Source organism: Pseudomonas sp. G3-19 (assembly GCF_054855875.1).
Map to the genome: position 1 here is coordinate 1,756,534 of NZ_JBMPIQ010000003.1, position 19,171 is coordinate 1,775,704.

At 55.6% G+C, this 19,171-nt stretch carries 22 protein-coding genes; 11 read left to right on the forward strand and 11 right to left on the reverse strand.

The features are described 5' to 3' along the window. Positions 1-97: 97 nt before the first annotated feature. Entirely contained in the window at positions 98-538 is a 441-nt protein-coding gene (locus tag ACOYXI_RS07945; protein WP_098964385.1) for a DUF3995 domain-containing protein, read from the reverse strand. Positions 539-631: 93 nt separating this feature from the next. Here ACOYXI_RS07945 and ACOYXI_RS07950 point away from each other — a divergent pair, with 93 nt between their 5' ends. Beyond that, a complete protein-coding gene (locus ACOYXI_RS07950; protein WP_097090306.1) occupies positions 632-1,021 on the forward strand; it encodes a DUF2946 domain-containing protein in 390 nt (129 codons plus the stop codon). Positions 1,022-1,113: 92 nt separating this feature from the next. Next, a complete protein-coding gene (locus tag ACOYXI_RS07955) occupies positions 1,114-3,246 on the forward strand; it encodes a TonB-dependent receptor (RefSeq protein WP_461674682.1) in 2,133 nt (710 codons plus the stop codon). Positions 3,247-3,385: 139 nt separating this feature from the next. On the opposite strand, the gene ACOYXI_RS07960 is transcribed toward ACOYXI_RS07955, so the two are convergent. The 3 genes from ACOYXI_RS07960 to ACOYXI_RS07970 form a co-directional block, all read right to left on the reverse strand. After that, positions 3,386-4,402 carry an ABC transporter substrate-binding protein gene (locus ACOYXI_RS07960; protein ID WP_461674683.1) on the reverse strand — a complete coding sequence of 339 codons (1,017 nt, stop codon included), beginning with the start codon at positions 4,400-4,402 and terminating at the stop codon, positions 3,386-3,388. A gap of 127 nt (positions 4,403-4,529) precedes the next feature. Next, the gene (locus ACOYXI_RS07965) at positions 4,530-4,727 is read right to left on the reverse strand and encodes a hypothetical protein (protein ID WP_098968428.1); all 198 of its coding nucleotides are present in this window, start codon (positions 4,725-4,727) and stop codon (positions 4,530-4,532) included. An 8-nt stretch (positions 4,728-4,735) separates the two neighbouring features. Continuing rightward, complete coding sequence (locus ACOYXI_RS07970; RefSeq protein WP_007966910.1) at positions 4,736-5,206, reverse strand: hypothetical protein; 471 nt, start codon at positions 5,204-5,206, stop codon at positions 4,736-4,738. A 401-nt stretch (positions 5,207-5,607) separates the two neighbouring features. Here ACOYXI_RS07970 and ACOYXI_RS07975 point away from each other — a divergent pair, with 401 nt between their 5' ends. Next, positions 5,608-5,883, forward strand: a complete 276-nt coding sequence (locus tag ACOYXI_RS07975) for a hypothetical protein (RefSeq protein ID WP_098964388.1) — start codon at positions 5,608-5,610, stop codon at positions 5,881-5,883. Between the two features lie 46 nt (positions 5,884-5,929). Then, entirely contained in the window at positions 5,930-6,166 is a 237-nt protein-coding gene (locus ACOYXI_RS07980) for a DUF2789 family protein (RefSeq protein WP_461674684.1), read from the forward strand. Between the two features lie 6 nt (positions 6,167-6,172). Here the strand turns inward: ACOYXI_RS07980 and ACOYXI_RS07985 are convergent, their stop codons facing one another. From ACOYXI_RS07985 to ACOYXI_RS07995, 3 genes are all read right to left on the reverse strand, one after another. Next, positions 6,173-6,373 (reverse strand): hypothetical protein, encoded by a 201-nt coding sequence (locus tag ACOYXI_RS07985; protein ID WP_007966907.1) that lies wholly within the window; start codon positions 6,371-6,373, stop codon positions 6,173-6,175. 112 nt (positions 6,374-6,485) lie between these two features. Then, positions 6,486-8,090: a methyl-accepting chemotaxis protein gene (locus tag ACOYXI_RS07990; RefSeq protein WP_461674685.1), complete on the reverse strand. Its 1,605-nt coding sequence runs from the start codon at positions 8,088-8,090 to the stop codon at positions 6,486-6,488. A gap of 225 nt (positions 8,091-8,315) precedes the next feature. Next, entirely contained in the window at positions 8,316-8,720 is a 405-nt protein-coding gene (locus ACOYXI_RS07995) for a TraR/DksA family transcriptional regulator (protein WP_003225981.1), read from the reverse strand. A gap of 402 nt (positions 8,721-9,122) precedes the next feature. On the opposite strand from ACOYXI_RS07995, the gene ACOYXI_RS08000 reads away from it, so the two are divergent. From ACOYXI_RS08000 to ACOYXI_RS08030, 7 genes are all read left to right on the forward strand, one after another. Continuing rightward, a complete protein-coding gene (locus ACOYXI_RS08000; protein WP_461674686.1) occupies positions 9,123-10,031 on the forward strand; it encodes a MurR/RpiR family transcriptional regulator in 909 nt (302 codons plus the stop codon). Positions 10,032-10,092: 61 nt separating this feature from the next. Further along, a complete protein-coding gene (locus ACOYXI_RS08005; RefSeq protein ID WP_098964391.1) occupies positions 10,093-10,698 on the forward strand; it encodes a glutathione S-transferase in 606 nt (201 codons plus the stop codon). Between the two features lie 2 nt (positions 10,699-10,700). Continuing rightward, on the forward strand, positions 10,701-11,807 hold the full coding sequence (locus ACOYXI_RS08010; RefSeq protein WP_461674687.1) for a DNA alkylation repair protein: 1,107 nt from the start codon (positions 10,701-10,703) through the stop codon (positions 11,805-11,807). A gap of 230 nt (positions 11,808-12,037) precedes the next feature. Further along, on the forward strand, positions 12,038-12,502 hold the full coding sequence (locus tag ACOYXI_RS08015) for a hypothetical protein (RefSeq protein ID WP_461674688.1): 465 nt from the start codon (positions 12,038-12,040) through the stop codon (positions 12,500-12,502). Between the two features lie 14 nt (positions 12,503-12,516). Beyond that, a complete protein-coding gene (locus ACOYXI_RS08020; protein WP_461674689.1) occupies positions 12,517-13,470 on the forward strand; it encodes an MvdC/MvdD family ATP grasp protein in 954 nt (317 codons plus the stop codon). Then, complete coding sequence (locus tag ACOYXI_RS08025) at positions 13,467-14,138, forward strand: hypothetical protein (protein WP_461674690.1); 672 nt, start codon at positions 13,467-13,469, stop codon at positions 14,136-14,138. The genes ACOYXI_RS08020 and ACOYXI_RS08025 overlap by 4 nt, the downstream gene beginning before the upstream one ends. Before the next feature lie 192 nt (positions 14,139-14,330). Beyond that, complete coding sequence (locus ACOYXI_RS08030) at positions 14,331-15,638, forward strand: hypothetical protein (protein WP_461674691.1); 1,308 nt, start codon at positions 14,331-14,333, stop codon at positions 15,636-15,638. Between the two features lie 122 nt (positions 15,639-15,760). Here the strand turns inward: ACOYXI_RS08030 and ACOYXI_RS08035 are convergent, their stop codons facing one another. The 4 genes from ACOYXI_RS08035 to ACOYXI_RS08050 form a co-directional block, all read right to left on the reverse strand. Continuing rightward, on the reverse strand, positions 15,761-16,417 hold the full coding sequence (locus tag ACOYXI_RS08035; RefSeq protein WP_461674692.1) for a DUF2931 family protein: 657 nt from the start codon (positions 16,415-16,417) through the stop codon (positions 15,761-15,763). Between the two features lie 10 nt (positions 16,418-16,427). Next, positions 16,428-17,084 (reverse strand): DUF2931 family protein, encoded by a 657-nt coding sequence (locus ACOYXI_RS08040; protein ID WP_123586750.1) that lies wholly within the window; start codon positions 17,082-17,084, stop codon positions 16,428-16,430. Continuing rightward, a complete protein-coding gene (locus ACOYXI_RS08045; protein ID WP_461674693.1) occupies positions 17,084-18,625 on the reverse strand; it encodes a DUF2235 domain-containing protein in 1,542 nt (513 codons plus the stop codon). The genes ACOYXI_RS08040 and ACOYXI_RS08045 overlap by 1 nt, the downstream gene beginning before the upstream one ends. 139 nt (positions 18,626-18,764) lie before the next feature. Continuing rightward, positions 18,765-19,127 carry a DUF6124 family protein gene (locus ACOYXI_RS08050; protein WP_003226001.1) on the reverse strand — a complete coding sequence of 121 codons (363 nt, stop codon included), beginning with the start codon at positions 19,125-19,127 and terminating at the stop codon, positions 18,765-18,767. Positions 19,128-19,171: the final 44 nt, after the last annotated feature.

The following is a 19,171-nucleotide window of genomic DNA, read 5'->3' on the forward strand; positions in this document are numbered from 1 at the left end:
CTTCGCGAGCAAGCCCGCTCCCACATTTGGAATGCATTTCCCCTGTGGGAGCGGGCTTGCTCGCGAAGAGGCCGGTATTGCCAACACATGAACCGGGTCAGACCCAAGCCACCGCCAACAACCCCGCCCCCAACACCAGACACAGCGGCGAATACACCCAGGTATCCAGCCGCGCAAACCGCGACCCCTTCACTTCCTTGAAAAACCCCACCAGATTCGAATCGCCGATCGCCCGGGCGAACATCAATAACGCAATCGCACTGATCACCCATTGCAACGCTTTGTGATGCACCGCCGGCATGCCCCAGCCGACCCGCATGCACACCAGCGCGGCAATCACCAACAATGCTGCCGCTACCAGCAAGGTAATCCAGCCTGACGGTTTGAACGCCGGTCGCACCGTCGCCACCAGTCCTCGCACCGGCACTTGCGGTACCGCCGCCACCGCCGCCCATTGCCCACCCAGCGCCCAATACACGTGTACCAGGGCGATTGCCGCAAATATCGTCACCAGCCATTGAGCCAACACAAAGGTCATGGTCGAGAATCCTTTAAGGGATTTGAACAAAACATCCTAGTTGGCATTTTTTGAAGTGCACGACCGATCAGCGGTACGGTAAAGTGCCGCCCCATGAAATTCACCCGTTCCGATCGCTCACTGCTGGCCTGGATGCTTTATTGCTGCGTCCTGTTCAACGTGTTCGCCTGCAGCATCGGTCACGGGCAAATGGTCGGGATGCAGCTCAACGGCATCGGCGGGCAGTTCTGTACGGTCGACCCGGCCACTCAAGCGCCGCTGACCAGCAATCCCGGCGAAGAACAATTGCCGACTCTGTCCAAGGCGTTCGGCTGCCCGTTGTGCTCGGTCGGCGGCGGCATGGGCCCGGCGTTCAACTCCAGCCTGACCCTCGCGGTTCTGCCCGAACAGCACAGCCCGCCGCTGGCGCCCATCGTCAGCGCCGACCTCCCTGCCCGCTTCACCTGGCCTTCGGCCAATCCTCGCGCCCCACCGCTCGCCTGAGTGTCTTTGCCTTTTTGATTTTTCAGCCCACTGCGCCAACGCGCGGCGTTCGCCTGTGCGCTGATTCCTAGACAAGCATTCAGGATTCAACGATGAAACATATTCCTCTGCTGGCGAGCCTGTGCGGCTGCCTGTCCCTTAACGCCTGGGCGCAATCCACCGTGGATCTGGCACCGATCACCATCGACGGCGAATCCACCAGCGAACCAGGCCTGAGCCTCGATCAATCCAGCGGCATGGCTTCGCGTCTCGGCTTGAGCGTGCGCGACACACCGGCCTCGGTGGCCGTCGCCAACCGCAACGACATCGAACGCCACGGCGCACAGAACTTTCAAGACGCCGCCAACACCCTGACCGGGGTCAATGCCAGCGCACCACCGGGCTTTGGCGGATTCGTCTCCTATCGCGGTTTCACCAGCAGCCAGATCACTCAGATGTTCAACGGCGTCACCGTCTCCGGCGGCCTCGCCCGACCGGTGGATTCATGGATCTATGATCGGGTCGAGCTGGTGGGCGGGCCTTCGTCACTGATCAACGGCGCAGGCTCGGTGGGGGGGTCGCTGAACTACGTGACCAAACTGGCAACTCGCGACGAACAAGCCGCTGAAGGTCGCGTCAGCTACGGCAGTTACGACACCACCGAAACCGCGTTCGGCCTCAACCACGCGCTGACCGACCCGAGCGCCGACGTGCAGCACTACGCGCGGCTCGATGTCAGCCACAACACCAGCAACGGCTACATCGACCGTCAGGAGCGCGATGCCTGGAGCGTGGCGTTCTCGTTGCTCAGCGACCTCACGCCGAATCTGTCGCACACCCTGGCCCTGGAATATCAGGACGAACACGAAGACAGCCCGTACTGGGGCACGCCGGTGCTCAACCCCAAAGCCGGCGAGTTGAAGATCGACAAACACAATCGCTTCAACAACTACAACGTCGAGGACGGGCGCTACGAACAGCGCACGATCTGGGTGCGCTCGATCATCGACTACCGGATCAACGACAGCACCACTCTGCGCAATACGCTGTATCACCTCGACAGCCAGCGAGACTACCGCAACCTCGAGACCTATCAGTACAACGCTGACAACACGGCGGTGAATCGCTCCACCGCCTATCAAGTGCGGCATCAGGGTGAGCAGAACGGCAACCAGTTCGAACTGCGCCACGACAATACCCTGCTCGGCCTCGACACCACTTGGTCCGGTGGTTTCGAGTACAAGGTCAACCAGACCACCAACTCGCCGCTGAATATCAAAGGCCCAAGCACGGTCGATCCGAACAACTACCGTCCGGGGCATTTCTACGATATTCCCGGCACCAACCCGACACTGATCAGCGACAAGACCAACGAGGTCACCACCAAGGCGCTGTTCGTGGAAAACCGCCTGGCACTGACCGACAAACTGGCGTTGCTCACCGGCCTGCGTTACGACGACATCGACCTCGACGTGACCAACCATCGCACCGTGACGGCCGCCAATCCGAAGCATCTCAAACGCAGCTGGGAGCCGGTCACCGGGCGCGTCGGCCTGACTTACCAGTTCATTCCATCCGCCAACGTCTACGTGCAATACAGCACCGCCGCCGAGCAACCGAACGGCACGCAGGACTTCGATGTTTCCACCGGCAAGCAATGGGAAGTCGGCAGCAAGTTCGACTACCTGGAAGGCCGTGGCTCGGCGACGGTTGCCGCCTACACCATCGAGCGCAAGGACTTCGCCGTGACTGACCCGCTGGACCCTACCAGCAGCATCCCGGTAGGACAGCAAACTTCGACAGGCATCGAGATTGCCAGCTCCCTGCGGATCACCGACAAACTGTTGGCCGAAGGCAACTTCGCCTGGGTCGATGCGCAATACGACGACTTCACCGAAAAAAATGCCGCCGGCGTAGTGGTGTCGCGCAAGGGCAACACACCGACCAACGTCCCGGATCGGGTCGGCAATCTATGGCTGACTTATGATTTTTCGCCGCAATGGCAAGGTGGGGTCGATGCGCGGTATGTGGCGTCAGTATATGCGGACACGGCGAACACCATGACCGTGCCGTCGTACACACTGTTCGGCAGCTTCCTCAGCTACAAGGTCGACTCGCACACCACCGTTACCGGGCGAGTGCGTAACCTGACCAACGAGGTGTATGCCGAGTTTGCGCATGTATCGCCGGCTTACTATCTGGGTACGCCGCGTACCTTTGAATTGGCGGTGCAAACGAAGTTCTAAAAGCATGAAAGCTTCGCGAGCAAGCCCGCTCCCACAGGAGAACGCGTTCCAATTGTGGGAGTGAGACTGCTCCCACAGGACAGAGCGCTCCAATTGTGGGAGCGGGCTTGCTCGCGAAGAGGCCAGCAGTCTCAACTATCTATTTCAGATCAGCCGCCACCTTCTCCGCCACATCCTTCGGCACCCAAGCCTGCCACACCTCCGGATGCGCCTTCATGAAGGCCTCAGCCGCCTGCCGTGGTGCGGTGTGTTTCTCGCTCATCTCGGCCAACGCCTTGTTCAGCGGATCGATCGGGAAATCCACCTTGCTGAAGAATTCGGCAATCTGCGGATACTGCTTCTGGAACGGCGTAGACACGCCAATCGACAGCTTCGATGCCAGCGAACGGGTCGGTTTCGGATTGGGGTTATCGGCATCGGTCAGGGTCTTCCACGCCTCGGCATCGAACGGTGGCTCTTCCAGCTGCACCAGTTTGAATTTGCCCAGCAATGGCGTCGGCGACCAGTAATAGAACAGCACCGGTTTGCCCCGACGGATCGAAGAGCTGATCTCGGCATCCAGCGCCGCGCCCGAGCCACTGCGGAAATTGGTGTAATCGTCCTGCAGGCCGTAAGCGGTCAGCTTCTGTTTGTTCACCACTTCCGAGGTCCAGCCGATCGGGCTGTTGAGGAACCGACCCTTGCTCGGATTTTCCGGGTCCTTGAACACGTCCTTGTATTTCTTCAGATCACTGACACTGCGCAGGTCCGGCGCCAGCGGCTTGATGCCCTTGGCCGGGTCACCCTTGATCACGTATTCCGGCACCCACCAGCCTTCAGTCGCACCCTTGACCGTATCGCCGAGACTGACGACCTTGCCCTCCGCTTCAGCCTTGACCCACACCGGACTGCGCCCGGCCCACTCTTCGCCAATAACCTGAATGTCATTGTTGGCCAGCGCGGTTTCCAGGGTGATGGTGGTGCCGGGCAACGTATCGGTCGGCAGGCCATAGCCCTTCTCGACGATGATCCGCAGGACATCGGTGATCAGGCTGCCGCTTTCCCAGTTCAGGTCGGCAAAATGAATCGGTGCCTGCGCCGCCGCTGCCGGCTGCGCGGCCGTCAGTACACCGAACGAAACCACGCTGGCGGCCAATAGCCGTCGAATTCCTTTCATGCTTTGCACCTCGTGCTGTTCACAGCAATAGCAGGATGGCCTGGCAGAAGACCGCAAGCCTCTGAATACTCAGTCAACTGACTGTAGCCGAGGTTCCTGCTTTTTCCGGGGGCCAATCCCGGCGAGGTTATGTTTCAGACTTTTCCTGCAAGCTTTGCAGCTCGCGTCTGACCATGCTGGCGTATTCCGCAGGCCGCAAGGTGTAGATCTGCGCTGCCACCCAGCTCAGCCACGCGCCCTGCAATTCGGCTTTGGCGTTGAACAGGCGCAATGCCTCTTCACGTGCGCGGTCGAGGTTCTGCGAATGGAAGTCGGCGCGACTCACACCACCGATCACTCGCTGGCCTTGAACGTGATCAGTTCGCCCTTGCGCCACTTCGCCGCTTTACCGGTAACGGCTTTCAGGGTCTTGGTCAGGCCTTCCTGCAGTTGCTGGTGTGCGGCAAACACCGTCACCACGCTGTGGCCTTCCTTGAACAGGATCGCGTGGCCGTCCGCTGTATCGACAAAGGCGTAATCGCCCAGGCCGTACACCGTGAGTTTGATTTCGCGAAAGCGAATGTCCATCTTGCCGCCTTCACGGCTGGGCAGCACGGCCGCGCTGAAATGATCGCCGACCTTGAGCTTGAGCCCCGGTTTGTCATCAACCACCAACGCACTTTCGGTGTCGATCTCGGCCACGTAAATGCCTTCGGCGTTCTGTTCGGTGATGTAAACAAAACGCGACTGGAACAGCTTGACCAGCTTTGCACGCAAATCACCCAACACGAACAAAGCATGCATATCGAGGTTACTGACTGCCAAAGAAACATCCCCACATCTGAAAAAGTACCCGCGCCAAAACGCGCACGGCAAAAAAACGGCCAGGCCGATGCTGTTACCGAATGACTTCAGTACACCTGAAACAAGCGGAGCGCCCATACATCACAAGTTCGCAAGACTACTGGAAAGTCAGGCGAGAAACTTGCCTCGATGTTCGCCAGGCCTTGAAGGAAAAATCTTCATTGAAGCGCAACGAAGACGGACTACAAACTTTAGGGAAAAAACTGACGAAAAAAAGCCCTTTTCCGACATATCGCCGGTAAAAAATTGCTTTAGATAGGCACCTGTCGCCAGCAGACACTGGCGATTCTAGAGCAGCGATGCTGCTTCCGACTACCCGAACCGACCTGTAACCGTCGGCTATCTCATGAAAAGGACTTCATATGTGCACTCTGACTCACTTTGCCCAGCCCTCCAAACCAGTCATGGATACGCCTTTCGTGCTGCACGGCACTGATTTGCCGGAACTTGCGCAATACGCACAAAGCGTCCAGACCCCGCGATTTCAGGTGGTCCCGGCAGGTAATGCGTTCTTTCATATCAAGGAATCTTCCACCGGCCGTGTAAGAGGTTTCCGCGAAGACCATAACGAAGCGTGCGCCCTCGCCCGCTTGCTTGAATCACGGATCGAACTCTTGCCCAACGGCTGCCTCAGATAAAGAGCGAGCGACAGCGCCATTTCGGCACACGCAAAAGGAGTACACGATGGAACTGCCTGCATATGATCTGAAAACCCTGTTCGACCAACTGGGCCTGCCATCGGAAAACGGGGCAATCGACGATTTCATCGAAGCGCATCCGCTGGATGCCAACACCAAGTTGATCGATGCCGAGTTCTGGACAGCGCAACAGGCGCAACTGCTGAAGGAGTGGCTGCGCGCCGACGGCGAAGAAGCGGTGATGGTCGATGAATTGAACGTACGCCTGCACGACGGACGTTAATAAATGTCAGTGCAGGCTGTCGCCAGGCTCGGCCATCAGTTGCGCGAGCCAGGCAGCCTTGCACTCCTCCGCCTCGTCGCGACTGGCGAACGCGGTGCCACGCCGCTCACCATTGAGCAACACCACCCAGCAGACGCTCTGGCCCATCGCGCGCAATCCGGCGGGCACACCACTGCCAATCATCACCGCGACATCGACTCTGCACATACTGACCTCTCGACTTCATTAGCTACCTAACTAACGGCCATGTTAATGACTTCGTCGCAGAGGAAACAGCAACGCCCGTGCACAGATTCATTGCGCGAGCGGTAACAATCGATCAGCGCGGATTCTCCGGCTTGTAACCCAGGCGCAGACCGCCCCAATGCCGGCCCTTGACCATGATCGGCACCGACAAGTCGTGCATCAGCTCCCCGGTGTCACGGGTGTAGGTCTGCAGCAACACCGCCTGTTGATGGCTGCCGCAGCGGATCCCGGTGCGGTCGGCGAACTTGCGTTTGGTACGATTACCCACCGCGTCGATCTGCTGGTCACCAGTCAACGGCTGACTGAACGCCAGGTTGTGCGTCGGCACATAACCCTGCTGCGTGCAGGCAATCGCGAACACTAACCCCTCATGACGCGGCAGCAACGGCTCCTGGATCGCCGGCAGCACCTGATCGGTGTAGCGGTCGAAACGGGTCTGAAACTTCGCCGGCTGCGTCCCGGGAATCGGTTGATATTGACGGTCGAACAAATCCTCAAGACTGATCCGCCCCTGCTCGACATCCGCCTCGAACCGCGCCGCAATCTGACTCGCGCCCTCACGCGCCAAGTCATAGACGCGCTGGTGATAGTCATCCAGACCGACTTCGGCCAGACGCTCGCTGATGGTTTCCGCCTGCCCTTCCATCTGCACAGCGGCCTCGGCCAGACGTCGGGTCTGCTGATCGCTGATCGCCAGATCGCTGCGCATCTGCTCGATGGCCTTGAACAGACTGTCGAGCTGCTCGCGATTGGTTTCCGCACCACGGGCGATTTCACCGACCTGGGTTTCCACCCCGGCCGCCAGCCGTGCGATGTTTTCCAGATGCTGGCCGGTGTTTTCAACTTGTTCGACACCGGTCTGCAGATCGCTGGACAGCTCGCGGATCTGCTCCACCACTTGCGCCGTACGCTGCTGAATGTCGGCAACCATTTCGCCGACTTCGCCGGTCGCCGAGGCCGTCCGCGCTGCCAGACCACGCACCTCATCCGCCACCACCGCAAAACCACGGCCATGCTCACCCGCCCGCGCCGCTTCAATCGCTGCGTTGAGGGCCAGCAGATTGGTCTGGCTGGCGATGGACTGAATCACCAGCGTCACCCGTTGAATGTCATCGCTGCGCAGGCTCAGGGCTTCGATCAATTCACGGCTGGCGTTGGCGCGTTGACTGAGTTGATGCATGCGCGCAATCGAATCCACCAGTTCGGTGCGCCCCGCCGCGCTGCTGTGATGCGCTTCGCTGGCGGCGTCCAGCGCTTCACGACTGAGCTGCGAAGTGGCGTGTTCGGTGGCGATCATCACTTCGGCGTTGCTGACAATCTGCGCCGCCGCATCGAGTTGCGATTCGAGTTTGCTCGCCAGTTGCTTGACGGAATACGCCACACCGGCGGCTGACAGCGCGTTATGACTGGTGGTGTAGGAAAGATCGCGGGTGAGTTCGGAAATCGCGCTGCCGGTATCGACAGGCGCAGCATCAGGGGTGACACGCGATCGCAGGCGCGGCAGCCAGACGATCAGCACCGCCAGCGGCATGCCGATGTACAGCGACCATCCACCCAGCGTCATGCCGGCGAGCAACAGCATCAGGGCGATGCTTTGCAGGGTCGGAGCGATCCAGCGGTTTTTCGGCAACAGCACTGGTGCGGGCAAAGCCCCAACCAGAGATCCATCTCTCGTCATATCAACACCCCACGCTTGTTCTCATTGTTGTGACTGCATTAAACGCCACTAGAACGCCATTATCCATGGTCCGTTAGTCGTGGAGTCTGCAGCAGGTCAATGGAACGGCGCGCAACATATCGCAGACGAGCAAAAGCAAAGATCGCAGCCCCGTCAGCTCGTGTAGGAGCTGACGAAGGCTGCGATCTTTTGCAGGCGCCCCCGATTCAGGGGGCAGCCATGGAATCAGGCCTGACGCTGGTGCTTGTCGATCTGCTCGTGACGCTCTTGAGCTTCGATGCAGTACTTGGTGGTCGGGCTGATCAGCAGGCGTTTCAGGCCGATGGCCTCGCCGCTGTCGTCGCACCAGCCAAAACTGTCTTCCTTGATGCGCTCAAGGGCTTGTTCCAGTTGCGGCAGCATGCGCTGGTCGCGATCGATCGCGTTCACCAGCCAGGTGCGCTCTTCTTCAACCGAAGCCGCGTCCGCCGGGTCGGCCGGAGTGTCCAGGCTTTCGATGGCGATACGGTTTTGCTCAATGCGCTCGTGGGTTTCGACTTTCATGTTCTGCAACAGCTCAGTGAAGAAAGCGTGTTGCTCGGCATTCATGTAGTCATCTGCCGGCATGGCCAGCAACTTGTCCTTTGTCATTGATATCTCTATAAAAAAACGTGCATTAAGGCGAAATAGGGAGCGTTCCGGCGAACCGTGTCCGGTCGACGAAAAGGCATCGTTTATTGCAAACGCCACCCGGCACTCAATTTACGAAGGGGCGGCAGTCTAAGGCCCGTTTGAGGCCTCAGCAACTGTAAATACCGGGAATTTGTCCGACAACAGCCGTAAACAGCTCTGACACAGGCTTCATGGCGGTCATCGGAGTGCGTTTATAGCAAGAAATTCAGTCGAGCGGCTGTATATAGAAGACAAACGGCTAACCGCTGGTGCCTCATCGCGAATTTTTCTTCTCCCGGTGCATCGTTTCAGCCAAGCAGAACCCCAAAAGCCCTCCTAACATCAGCCTCAGTGTGATTTGATCAGCCTAAAGGAAGACTTATGCCCCGCCCCGATCTGCCGGCCAACGACGAGCGCCCCCTCGCCAGCCCCCCGATCAATGCCGAGCGTCTGCTGCAACTGATCACCGACGAATACGACACCCTGCCGCGCCAACTCAAGCGCATCGCCAGCTACATGAGCCAGCAAAGCGAGCGGATCATGGTCGATCGCATCAGCGACATCGCCCGGGAATGCGAGGTGCATCCGTCCGCCATCGTGCGTTTCTCGCAACGCTTCGGCTTCAGCGGCTTCAGCGAAATGCAGGCGCTATTCCGCGCCGCCTACACCCACAAAGCCTCGCCGGTGCACAACTACCAGCAACGCATCCGCAGCATGATCGCCAACCAGTCGCAGCAGGCCAGCGACGGCGACCTCGCCCGCGAATGCATCGACGCCACCCGCTCCGGCATCGAACGCCTGGGCCGCGAACTCGACGACGTCGCGTTCGAAAAAGCCGTCGACCTGATCGTCAACGCCGACAACATCTATGTGGTCGGCGTACGTCGCTCCTTCGCCGTCGCCGACTACCTCGTTTACAACTTGCAACACACTCACAAGCGGATTCACCTGGTTTCCGGACTGGGCGGCAGTTATCGCGAGCAGATGCGCAGCGTGCGTAGCGGTGATTTGGTCATCGCCATCAGCTTCACCCCCTACGCCAAGGAAACCCAACACTGCCTGCGCTATGCCCGCCAGCAACAGGCCAACACCCTGATCCTCACCGACAGCCACCTCTCGCCTTTGGCCAAAAACGCCAACAGCCTGCTGCTGGTGAATGAGGGCAGCGCACTGGCGTTCCGTTCGCTGAGCGCGACGTTGTGTTTGTGTCAGGCGTTATTTGTGGCGGTGGCGTATCGGCTGGAATTGAATGTGGACGAGATTCACGAACAAGCCGGTTTTGACGACTGACATTTGCCTCAGGCTCGGCTAGGTTATGCCTTCCCACCGGTTCGACTTGAAGGAACGCGTCATGAAACTGATCGGCATGCTGGACTCCCCCTACGTGCGCCGCGTGGCGATCTCCGCCAAACGCCTCGGCATCGACCTCGAACATGAATCGGTCTCGGTGTTCCGCCACTTCGAGCAATTCCAGCAGATCAACCCGGTGGTCAAGGCGCCCACGCTGATCCTCGATGACGGCGTGGTCCTGATGGACTCCACCCTGATCCTCGACTACCTGGAAGCCGCCAGCGGCAAAAGCCTGCTGCCGAGCGACCTCCAACAACGCGCCCACGCCCTGCGCCTGATCGGCCTCAGCCTCGCCGCCTGCGAAAAAGCCGTGCAGCTCTACTACGAACGCAACCTGCGCCCGGCCGACATTCAATACCAGCCGTGGGTCGAACGCGTCGAAGGCCAACTCGCCGCCGCCTTCACCGCCCTCGAACAGGAACTGGAAAAAACCGGCCTGCCCACCGACGGCACCCTCACCCAGGCCGGCATCAGCCTCGCCGTCGCCTGGAGCTTCACCGACCTCGTCGTCCCCGACCAGATCGACACCCGCCGCTACCCGCACATCGCCCAATACACCGCGTACGCCGAAACCCTCGAAGCGTTCGTCAGCACCCCGATGACCTGACCATGAGCACCACCGACACCGCCGCCCCGGCGTTAAAGGAAATCTTCAACGCCGAGCGCCTGCAACACATCGCCAGCGAAATGAGCGCCGTGTACCCGGCGTTCAAGGCCAAGGCGTTTCTCAAGCACGCCAACCAAGGGCTGGCGGAATTGTCGGTAATGCAACGCATGGCCCGCGTCAGCGAAAGCCTGCACGCCGTGCTGCCGCTGGACTACGAAGATTCCCTCGAAGTCCTGCGCGAACTCGCCCCCCGCCTCAACAGCGGATTCGTCAGCATGTGCCTGCCGCACTACGTCGCCAGCTACGGCGGCCACGCCTTCGATACCTCGATGCAAGCACTGAAATACTTCACCACCTTCGGCTCCTCCGAATTCGCCATCCGCCACTTCCTGCGCAGCGACCTCGAACGCTCGCTGGAACTCATGCACGACTGGACCCAAGACCAAAACCACCACATCCGCCGCCTCGCCAGCGAAGGCACCCGCCCCCGCCTGCCCTGGTCATTCCGCCTGGAACCCGTGCAAGCCAACCCGCAACTGGCCGCCGGAATCCTTGACCGGTTGAAAGCCGACGAGAGTTTGTACGTACGCAAGTCCGTGGCGAACCATCTGAACGACGTGACCAAGGAACATCCGGAATGGGTGCTGGACACGATTGAAGGCTGGCCACTGGAGAACAAACACACGGCGTGGATTGCCAAGCATGCGTTGCGTAGTTTGATCAAACTGGGGGATCTGCGTGCGCTGACGGTGATTGGTGCTGGGGCCAAGGCTGAGGTTGAGTTGTTGGATGTGCGGGTTGAACCGGCGGTGGTCAGGTTGGGGGAAGCGATTACGTTGTCGTTTACGGTGAAGTCGACGGTGGCGCATGAACAGCGGTTGGTGATTGATTATGCGATTGACTATGTGAAGGCGAATGGCGGGGTTTCGGGGAAGGTTTTCAAGTTGAAGACGGTGGAGTTGGCGGGGTTTGAGGAGGTGGTTGTAGGGAGGCGGCAGGTGATTCGGGATTTTACGACGCGGAGGCATTTTTTGGGGCGGCATGGGGTTAGGGTTTTGGTGAATGGGGAGATTTTGGGGAGTGCTGCGTTTGAGATCGTTGCTGATTGATACCGGTAATAGATTCCGTTGATCTGGCAGTGCTCGGGCTGATAGGGAATTTACGGATGGGGGTGCTTTCGGCCAGAAGCTGACATTCCGAGTGCTTAAAAATTAGGAGTGATGCAAAGTGGTCGGGAGGAGCCTCAGCTTCGTACAGCTAGTGAGTCGACTTCGTGATGTCAAAGCAGTATCGTCAATTACGGCTATTTGATAGTAACCTTGAGCAGGGAGAGCAAAACATGGGCGTGATGAAAAAAGTAATATCTGGCGAGGCTATGCCCTTTTTGGCGCGCTTTGCGATCGCAAGAACGGGCGAGGACAGATTGCCCGGTTACTACTCAACCGAAATGGCGATGTGGGTCGTAGATTCAGAAACTGGCCCTGTTCCCATTATTGACCATTTTGCGTTAGCCGAGCTTATGACGAAGACCAAAGTGAACGCGGAGCAGGATGACGAAGGCCTTTATTCGCTGGACGAGCTGAAAACTATAACTGAGGTACGTGCAGAAAGTGATGATGTTGACTCTGCAATGAGCCATCTGTTGGAGCTTGTGACCAAGACAGACACCGTTGTCGAAAAAGATGATGCTGCGAACGATTTCAACCAGTTTTTGGAGCTCGTTACCAAGACCAATGTGCAGGTGGAAAAAGATGATAACGGCGATCCGGCGTCTGGCTTGGAGTCTCAGTATTTCAACGATTAGCCAAAGGAATGACGATGATTTTATTGGTTACCAATCGACGGGATATAACGATGGACTATGTGGTCGCCGAACTAAGGCGCCGCGAGATACCGTTTTACCGGCTCAACACTGAACTCTTGCCGCAGTCAATCAGTACCATGTCGGGGCGAGAGCGTAGAAAATGGTCGATTCGCATCGGCGACCACGAGATTCGAGGAGACCAAGTCACGGCAGCCTACTTCCGCCGTCCTGGAGCACCTAATGCCTTGGATTTCGTGAAGGATCAAGCCGAGAAGAGATACGTGGAGTACGAGTGGGGTAGTTTTCTCAAAAGCTTGTATATGCGTCTTGAAGATATCTGGTTTAGTAGCCCTACGCAGATATTTTTAGCTGAAGACAAACCTCGACAATTAATCCTCGCTCACGAACTGGGTTTCGACATACCAGAAGGCTGCGTTACTAATGATTGGACGTTGGTGAAGAAGCTGACAAATCAGCACCGATCAATTGGAAAACCTTTGCGAGAAGCCGTTCTTTCTGGCGATAACGAGCGTGTAATGTTCACTCATCGCATCGATGAGCTGAATGAGAGCGATGCTGAAGCTGTCGCACTAGCTCCCTTCATTGTTCAAAAGGAAATTCTTAAACGTTACGATGTGCGGGTAACGGTGGTCGGTACCAACATTTTCGCGACTGCAATTTGGTCGCAGACCAATGCAGAGACTGAAGTAGATTGGCGTCAGGGCACTCGAACCGATTTGAAACATGAGAGGATTGAGCTCGAGGAATCGATTAATCGTCGCTGTATTGCTCTCGTTAGGGCGCTAGGGCTGAAATTTGGTGCCATCGATTTTGTGTGCGACCAAGAGGGCAAGCTTTGGTTTCTGGAGGTCAACCCCAACGGACAATGGGCGTGGATAGAGAACTTGACGGGTTATCCGATTTCTAAAGCCATTGTTGACGAGCTGGAAGAGATATCCTTCGGATGAACAGAATTCGCGAGTTTGTTTGGCCCATTCTCGAAAAGCAAACTGTCGCGGAGGCCCAAGCCCTAAGCGATTCTGAGAGCAAGCTTCGGGCCTCCATTCAGCAGGATAATTGGAGCCCTGGCGCCGCTGTTGCGCTTGATGAGGCACGTCGTCTTTATGATGCAGAAGCTGAACGCCGCAGAAGCGCTGACACAAAAGCTGGAATCTACTTTGCCGCGATCACTGCGCTTGTGCCCGTTTTGACATCTCTTATCCCCAGTATCTGGAACGATAAGGCGAGCGCAATATTTTCGGGTGCGTCCCTACTAATATTTGCATTGGCCATCTGTTACTTGGTCAACGCCGGCCTGTGGGCATTTCATACGCTGAGGGTATCTCAATTTAACCAAATTCATTCGAGTGATTTGGTCCGCCTCGCAGGTAGCTCCGAATCTCCAACGACACTCATCAAGGAAATCACACTTGCCATCCACTTGAATTATCCGTTGGTGAACGAAAAAGTTACCTGTATAAAAATGACCCATGTTTTTCTATTGCGAGCATTTTTGACTTTCGCATTGCTGATGGTTATTCAGGGTCTTTGGCCTCCAGTGACGACCGCATTTGATTGGGCTAAAAAGAAATATTTACCCAGCAATCCCGCTCCAGTCGTGATGTGCTACTCGTGACATAGATCTATGAGTCGCCCGTAGTTTCGTAGATTCATTTGGAGGTATACTTTTGGCCGATAGCAGGCGCTCGCGAGAGACTTTGCGGATGCAAGAACTACGAAGTAGAAGGAGCCTGCTTCAATTCTATTGGTGCATTCTAAATGCTATAATTTAATGCGCCACGATATCAAGCTACTAGGCGGAAATTTTATGGACGAGTTCTCGTTAGAAAAAATGTCAGGCAGTATTCATTATGGCAGGACAAAAGAATATTTCAGAGAGGTTTTGTCTTCATATCAAAACGGAAATTATAGATCGGCAGTCGTGATGCTTTGGTCGGTAGCGATATGCGACATTGTTTATAAGTTACAAAATCTGATCGATCTGTATGATGATGGGTCAGCGAAGTCGATATTAGATGAGGTCAGTAAGATTCAAGAGCTAGATCATAAATCTGCCGCTTGGGAACTGAAGTTGATTGATGAGGTAAATGATAAAACAAATTTGCTGGATAGTTCCGAATACGAAAATTTGAGATATCTGCAAAAGCAAAGACACCTTTCAGCGCATCCTGTTTTGAACAGGGAACGTGAGCTGCATTCACCTAACAAAGAAACCGTTAGAGCATTAATTCGAAATACTTTGACCGATGTTTTAATCAAGCCTCCTTTCTATACCCAGCATATTTTTCAAGAATTACTTGATGATATTTCAGAGTCTCGCGAGATACTTAATGACAGATCAAAAGTAAAAAAATATGTTGTGAATCGGTATTTTGATAGAACCACCGTGCCAGTTGAGTTAAATATATTTCGTTCCCTATGGAAGATCGTGTTTAGAGTTGAAAATGAGCAGTGTGAAACTAACAGACTAATCAATCTTCATGTGCTTGAGGTGATAGCTACCAGAAATAAAGCTTTGCTTCCTGAAGCAATACGAGGAGATGTTGATTTTTTTAGCAATGTGGCTAGCGCTGGTAGCCCTTTGCAATATCTTATATTCTTCCTTTCTGAAAATCACGAATTATTCCCCATTTTAAGCGACGCTGCTCGTCTAAAAGTTGAACATTATATTGAGAGCGATCCTATAGGTAAAACTGCAGGATGGTTTGTAAAGGAGAATATTTTCAAGCATGGTGATGATCTACAGGAGTGGATTATAAAAGACAAGCCGGTTTTCAGTTCATACCAATTTGATTACATACTTAAACTCTCCGATTCTGAAGAATGGCAAGAGAAGTTCTGCATGATTGCCTCAACGTACTACGGAGTCAGCACAAACTATGATCAGGCGGATTCGCGCTTTCAAGTATCGATCCCCCAGTACATAAAGCTATTTAATGAAAACTCCATTAAATATCTGGCCGGACAAATTGAAAAAAACTCTCAATGCCACGATAGAGGTCGCGCTCGTCATGACTACACAATCATCAAAGCGAGAATAGATGAATTGTTTGGAGGCGCATTTGACTATACAGATTATTACTGGTTTAGCAGAAAGCTTGGCCTTGCTGATTGAGCTATAAATCCGATCTCCAAGGGCGCGAGGTTGAGCGTCAGCTTCTGGCCGAAAGCGGCCCTTCGTTGGGCGCAGCAATGACTCGACATAAGGACAGGCAGGAGATGTCTTCTTGCTGCTTCCTACCAACTCCCGTACGGAATGCCGAATTTCTCGATATACCGCTTGGACTTTTCGCTGACGGGATACGCATAGCGCCCTTGGTTCTTACCTTGACTAGGCCCCAGCGGTTCGACCTCTGCCTGTGCTCTGGCGACTTTGACAGGATGGTGGCATGAGTCTCGAACCCAGACTCGCACGACACCACCGGGTGCCAGGCCCAAGTAGAGAGACGCGTTATAGCGCCCCTTTTGTTCAGGTGTTTTAGCGCAGCGCTGATTGACGGACTCAAGCATGAGTTGTCTGGCTTCCTCTGGGATATCTACCCAGGCCTTGTACGTTTGCGGTTCAACAATGGATTGCCAACGGACATTGATCCTTTCGGGAAGATCAGCACCAACAACATTTTTTCCGTTACTTCCTACGCCGTGCCAACCTTGAGCAGATGCTGTTCCATCCTCTGGCTGCCCGCCTGAGGCGGATCCACCTCCGGTGCGCAGGAATACTCTGCCTTTAATGTCTTCGACCGAAGTGTCCTCAACCCAGACTTTCATGTAGTTGGGCTCAGTGAAGCCTAGCTCCCACCAAGGAGATTTGGGGTCGTTTTTGGCTGATAGCGGATCACTTGGCTGGCACCCGCTGATCAAGAGAACACAAATCATCGTTGTAAGTAGTTTCATCAGATGACTGTTACCAACTACCGTACGGAATGCCGTACTTGTCGATATAGCGCTTGGCCTTTTCACTCACAGGGTAGGCATAACGGCCCCCATTTTTCCCCCGCTCCGGACCCAGCGGGTCGATTTCGCCTTGCGCTCTAGCAACCTTGATTGGTCGGTGGCATGAATCCCTCACCCACACCTGAACAACACCACCCGGAGCGAGCCCCAAATAAACTGAAGCCATGTAACGCGCTGTTCTTTCAGGCCTTTCCGGGCATCGTTGATTTGTGGAGGTCACCATTATTTGTCTGGCCTCCTCAGGGATATCCACCCACGCTTGCCAAGTTTTCTGCTCGACGATTGATTGCCATCGGACATAAATGCGAATGGGTAGATCGGCACCCACTACTCTTTTTCCGCTGCCTCCCACTCCTGTCCAGCCGCGGGCAGACTCAGTACCGTCTTCAGGTTCTCCGCCAGCAGCAGTCCCCCCGCCGGTTCTGAAGAAGACTCTACCGGTAATATCCTGCACCGAACTGTCTTCCACCCAAACCTTCATGTAATCGGGCTCAGTGAAAGCCAGTTCCCACCATTCGGATTTAGGATCATTTTTGGCCGAGAGCGGATCAGCAGACTGGCAACCGGTCATGAACAAAGTAAGAAGTAAGGTGACGATTAGTTTCATTACCAGAGAGTCCAGTCAGGTACATGGGGATGTTGCACACGAATCATGTCTTCGGTGGGTGCGTTGATATAGACGGCTCGGATACCACTGCCATCCCTTCTTCCAAGTGGATGATTCCAGTTAGCGGACATATGAATGTATTTCAACTTCAGCAATTTCTCCTCATACTGAGTCGTGCTGTAGTCACCCGCCACAAATCGATCACACAGTGCCTGCAGTTCTGAGGGCACCGCCAGAGCGGCCGTTCCGGGAATCTCGTTGAATCGAACGCCCTTTTCCTTTGCGAGGCTATACATCACTCGCAGGTACACCCTCGACAAAAGGCCGCTCACAGGACGTTTGAGTTGTACGGCGGCATAAACACGCTTCCTGCGAGGGCTGAGCCGATCTTGTTGATCTACAGGTAGGAGAAGCGCCTCAGGAGTAACAATCTCCAGCATGTCTTCAGACCAGCCTTTGGAGACCCACTGATTTTTCAAAGACACAGCATCCCGATAGATGGACGTGGTAGATACATCGGTAAACTGCGAGACCTCAAGCGTTTGCATCGGACTGACGAGTACACACTCCTCAACCTCATCGCGGTAGCCACCACCAATATCGGAATGCACACCTGGAAGAGTGATTTCCAGGTGATCGGCTTTGACGCGACTCAATGCAAAGTTTGCCCGATACTCATCACGCGCGGACAGCTGAACGACATCAGTAAAAAAACGACGGTCCAGGTAGAGCTTGATGCCCGTGGCGACTGGACTCTTTACATTCCCCAGATTGGACCAGCCAGCAATCGAAGGCACGGTGTCGAACAGACCAATGAATCCCATATTGATACTGCTTTTGTACTGGTCAATGAAGGTTCGACTGAAGTCACTCGCATTGCTGCGGAATATATTCCCTAAGGGGCCCTGTTTTCCGCGAACGACTTCATTTGCAAAGTGCCGTGCGGCCGCAGCGCCTCGACTGAAGCCGAACGTATCGAAAGTCAGAGACGTGATTTCACTGTTTGGATTGTTATCCAGAACATCTTCAATACGCGATTTGATCTCTTCAAAAGAGTGCTGGACACGTCCCGCAACACCCGTATCACCTCGACCTGTGCCAGCGCCGAATTTACTGTCCTCTTCACCTGACCGGGTACCGATCCCCTCGACGTAAATCATGCGGAATGCTTGCTTGTGCGAACCATCGCCCTCCGCCTTCTGAGGTGCGAAATAGAGCTCACTCAGTTTTTGCACATTGCTGATGTCGTTGGCGTAGCTGCTATCCGGATCACTCATGTACGGCTTGCAACTGGCATCGATATCCTGCGGCGCAATGGGATGATGAGCACCGCAGAGCAACCCCGCAGCGGAGTTGTTTGCGTTGTTACCAGTACCATCAAAGAAAACCCCAATCCTCAACGCAATGCCGATTTTCTCAGGCTCGCGCGCAGGCTCTTTCCCATGCTTCTCATACTCAGCCCAACGCTGGGCATGAATATCGACGGGTTTGGCTTCTTCGTAGCGGTAGTTTTTCGGGGGGTTGGGAACGTAGCCACTCAATCCTTGATTCCTTGTTCTGATCCTTGAAGAACGGGCCGAAGGGTGACAGCCGAGGCGTGGAGGCGCAAGGCGTGGCCGTGTGCCAGCTCGGTTGAAATTGGTGGGCGCGACGAGGGTTTGGCTCGTCGCACGGGTATGGCTAGTGGGCGATTTCGACGTTGTCGAGGGCCTGGTTTACGGCGAGTTCGCCGAGCATGACGACCTGGGCGATGCCCAGTGCGGTTTTGCGGTGGGAGGTGTCGAGCGTGGCGGCGAAGTTGTTGAGCATTTCGCTGGCGGAGCCGAGGGTTTCGCTGGCGTTGGCGAGCAGGGATTCGGTGTCGCACTTCGGGTTGGCGAGGTACATGGGTTCGGGTTTGTGCGGGCTGGCCATGATTTGGGTGGCCGGGGACAGGTAATGGTCGAGGGCGCGTTCGGCGGCTTCGTGGAGTTTTTTCGAATCGAGGGATTCGTAGGGCGATGCGAGGTCGGTTTCTGGCGGGTTGGGTGTTGGTTTGATCATGGTGAAGCTCCTACGTCAAAAAAGGGAGCCATCACTCTCGCTAC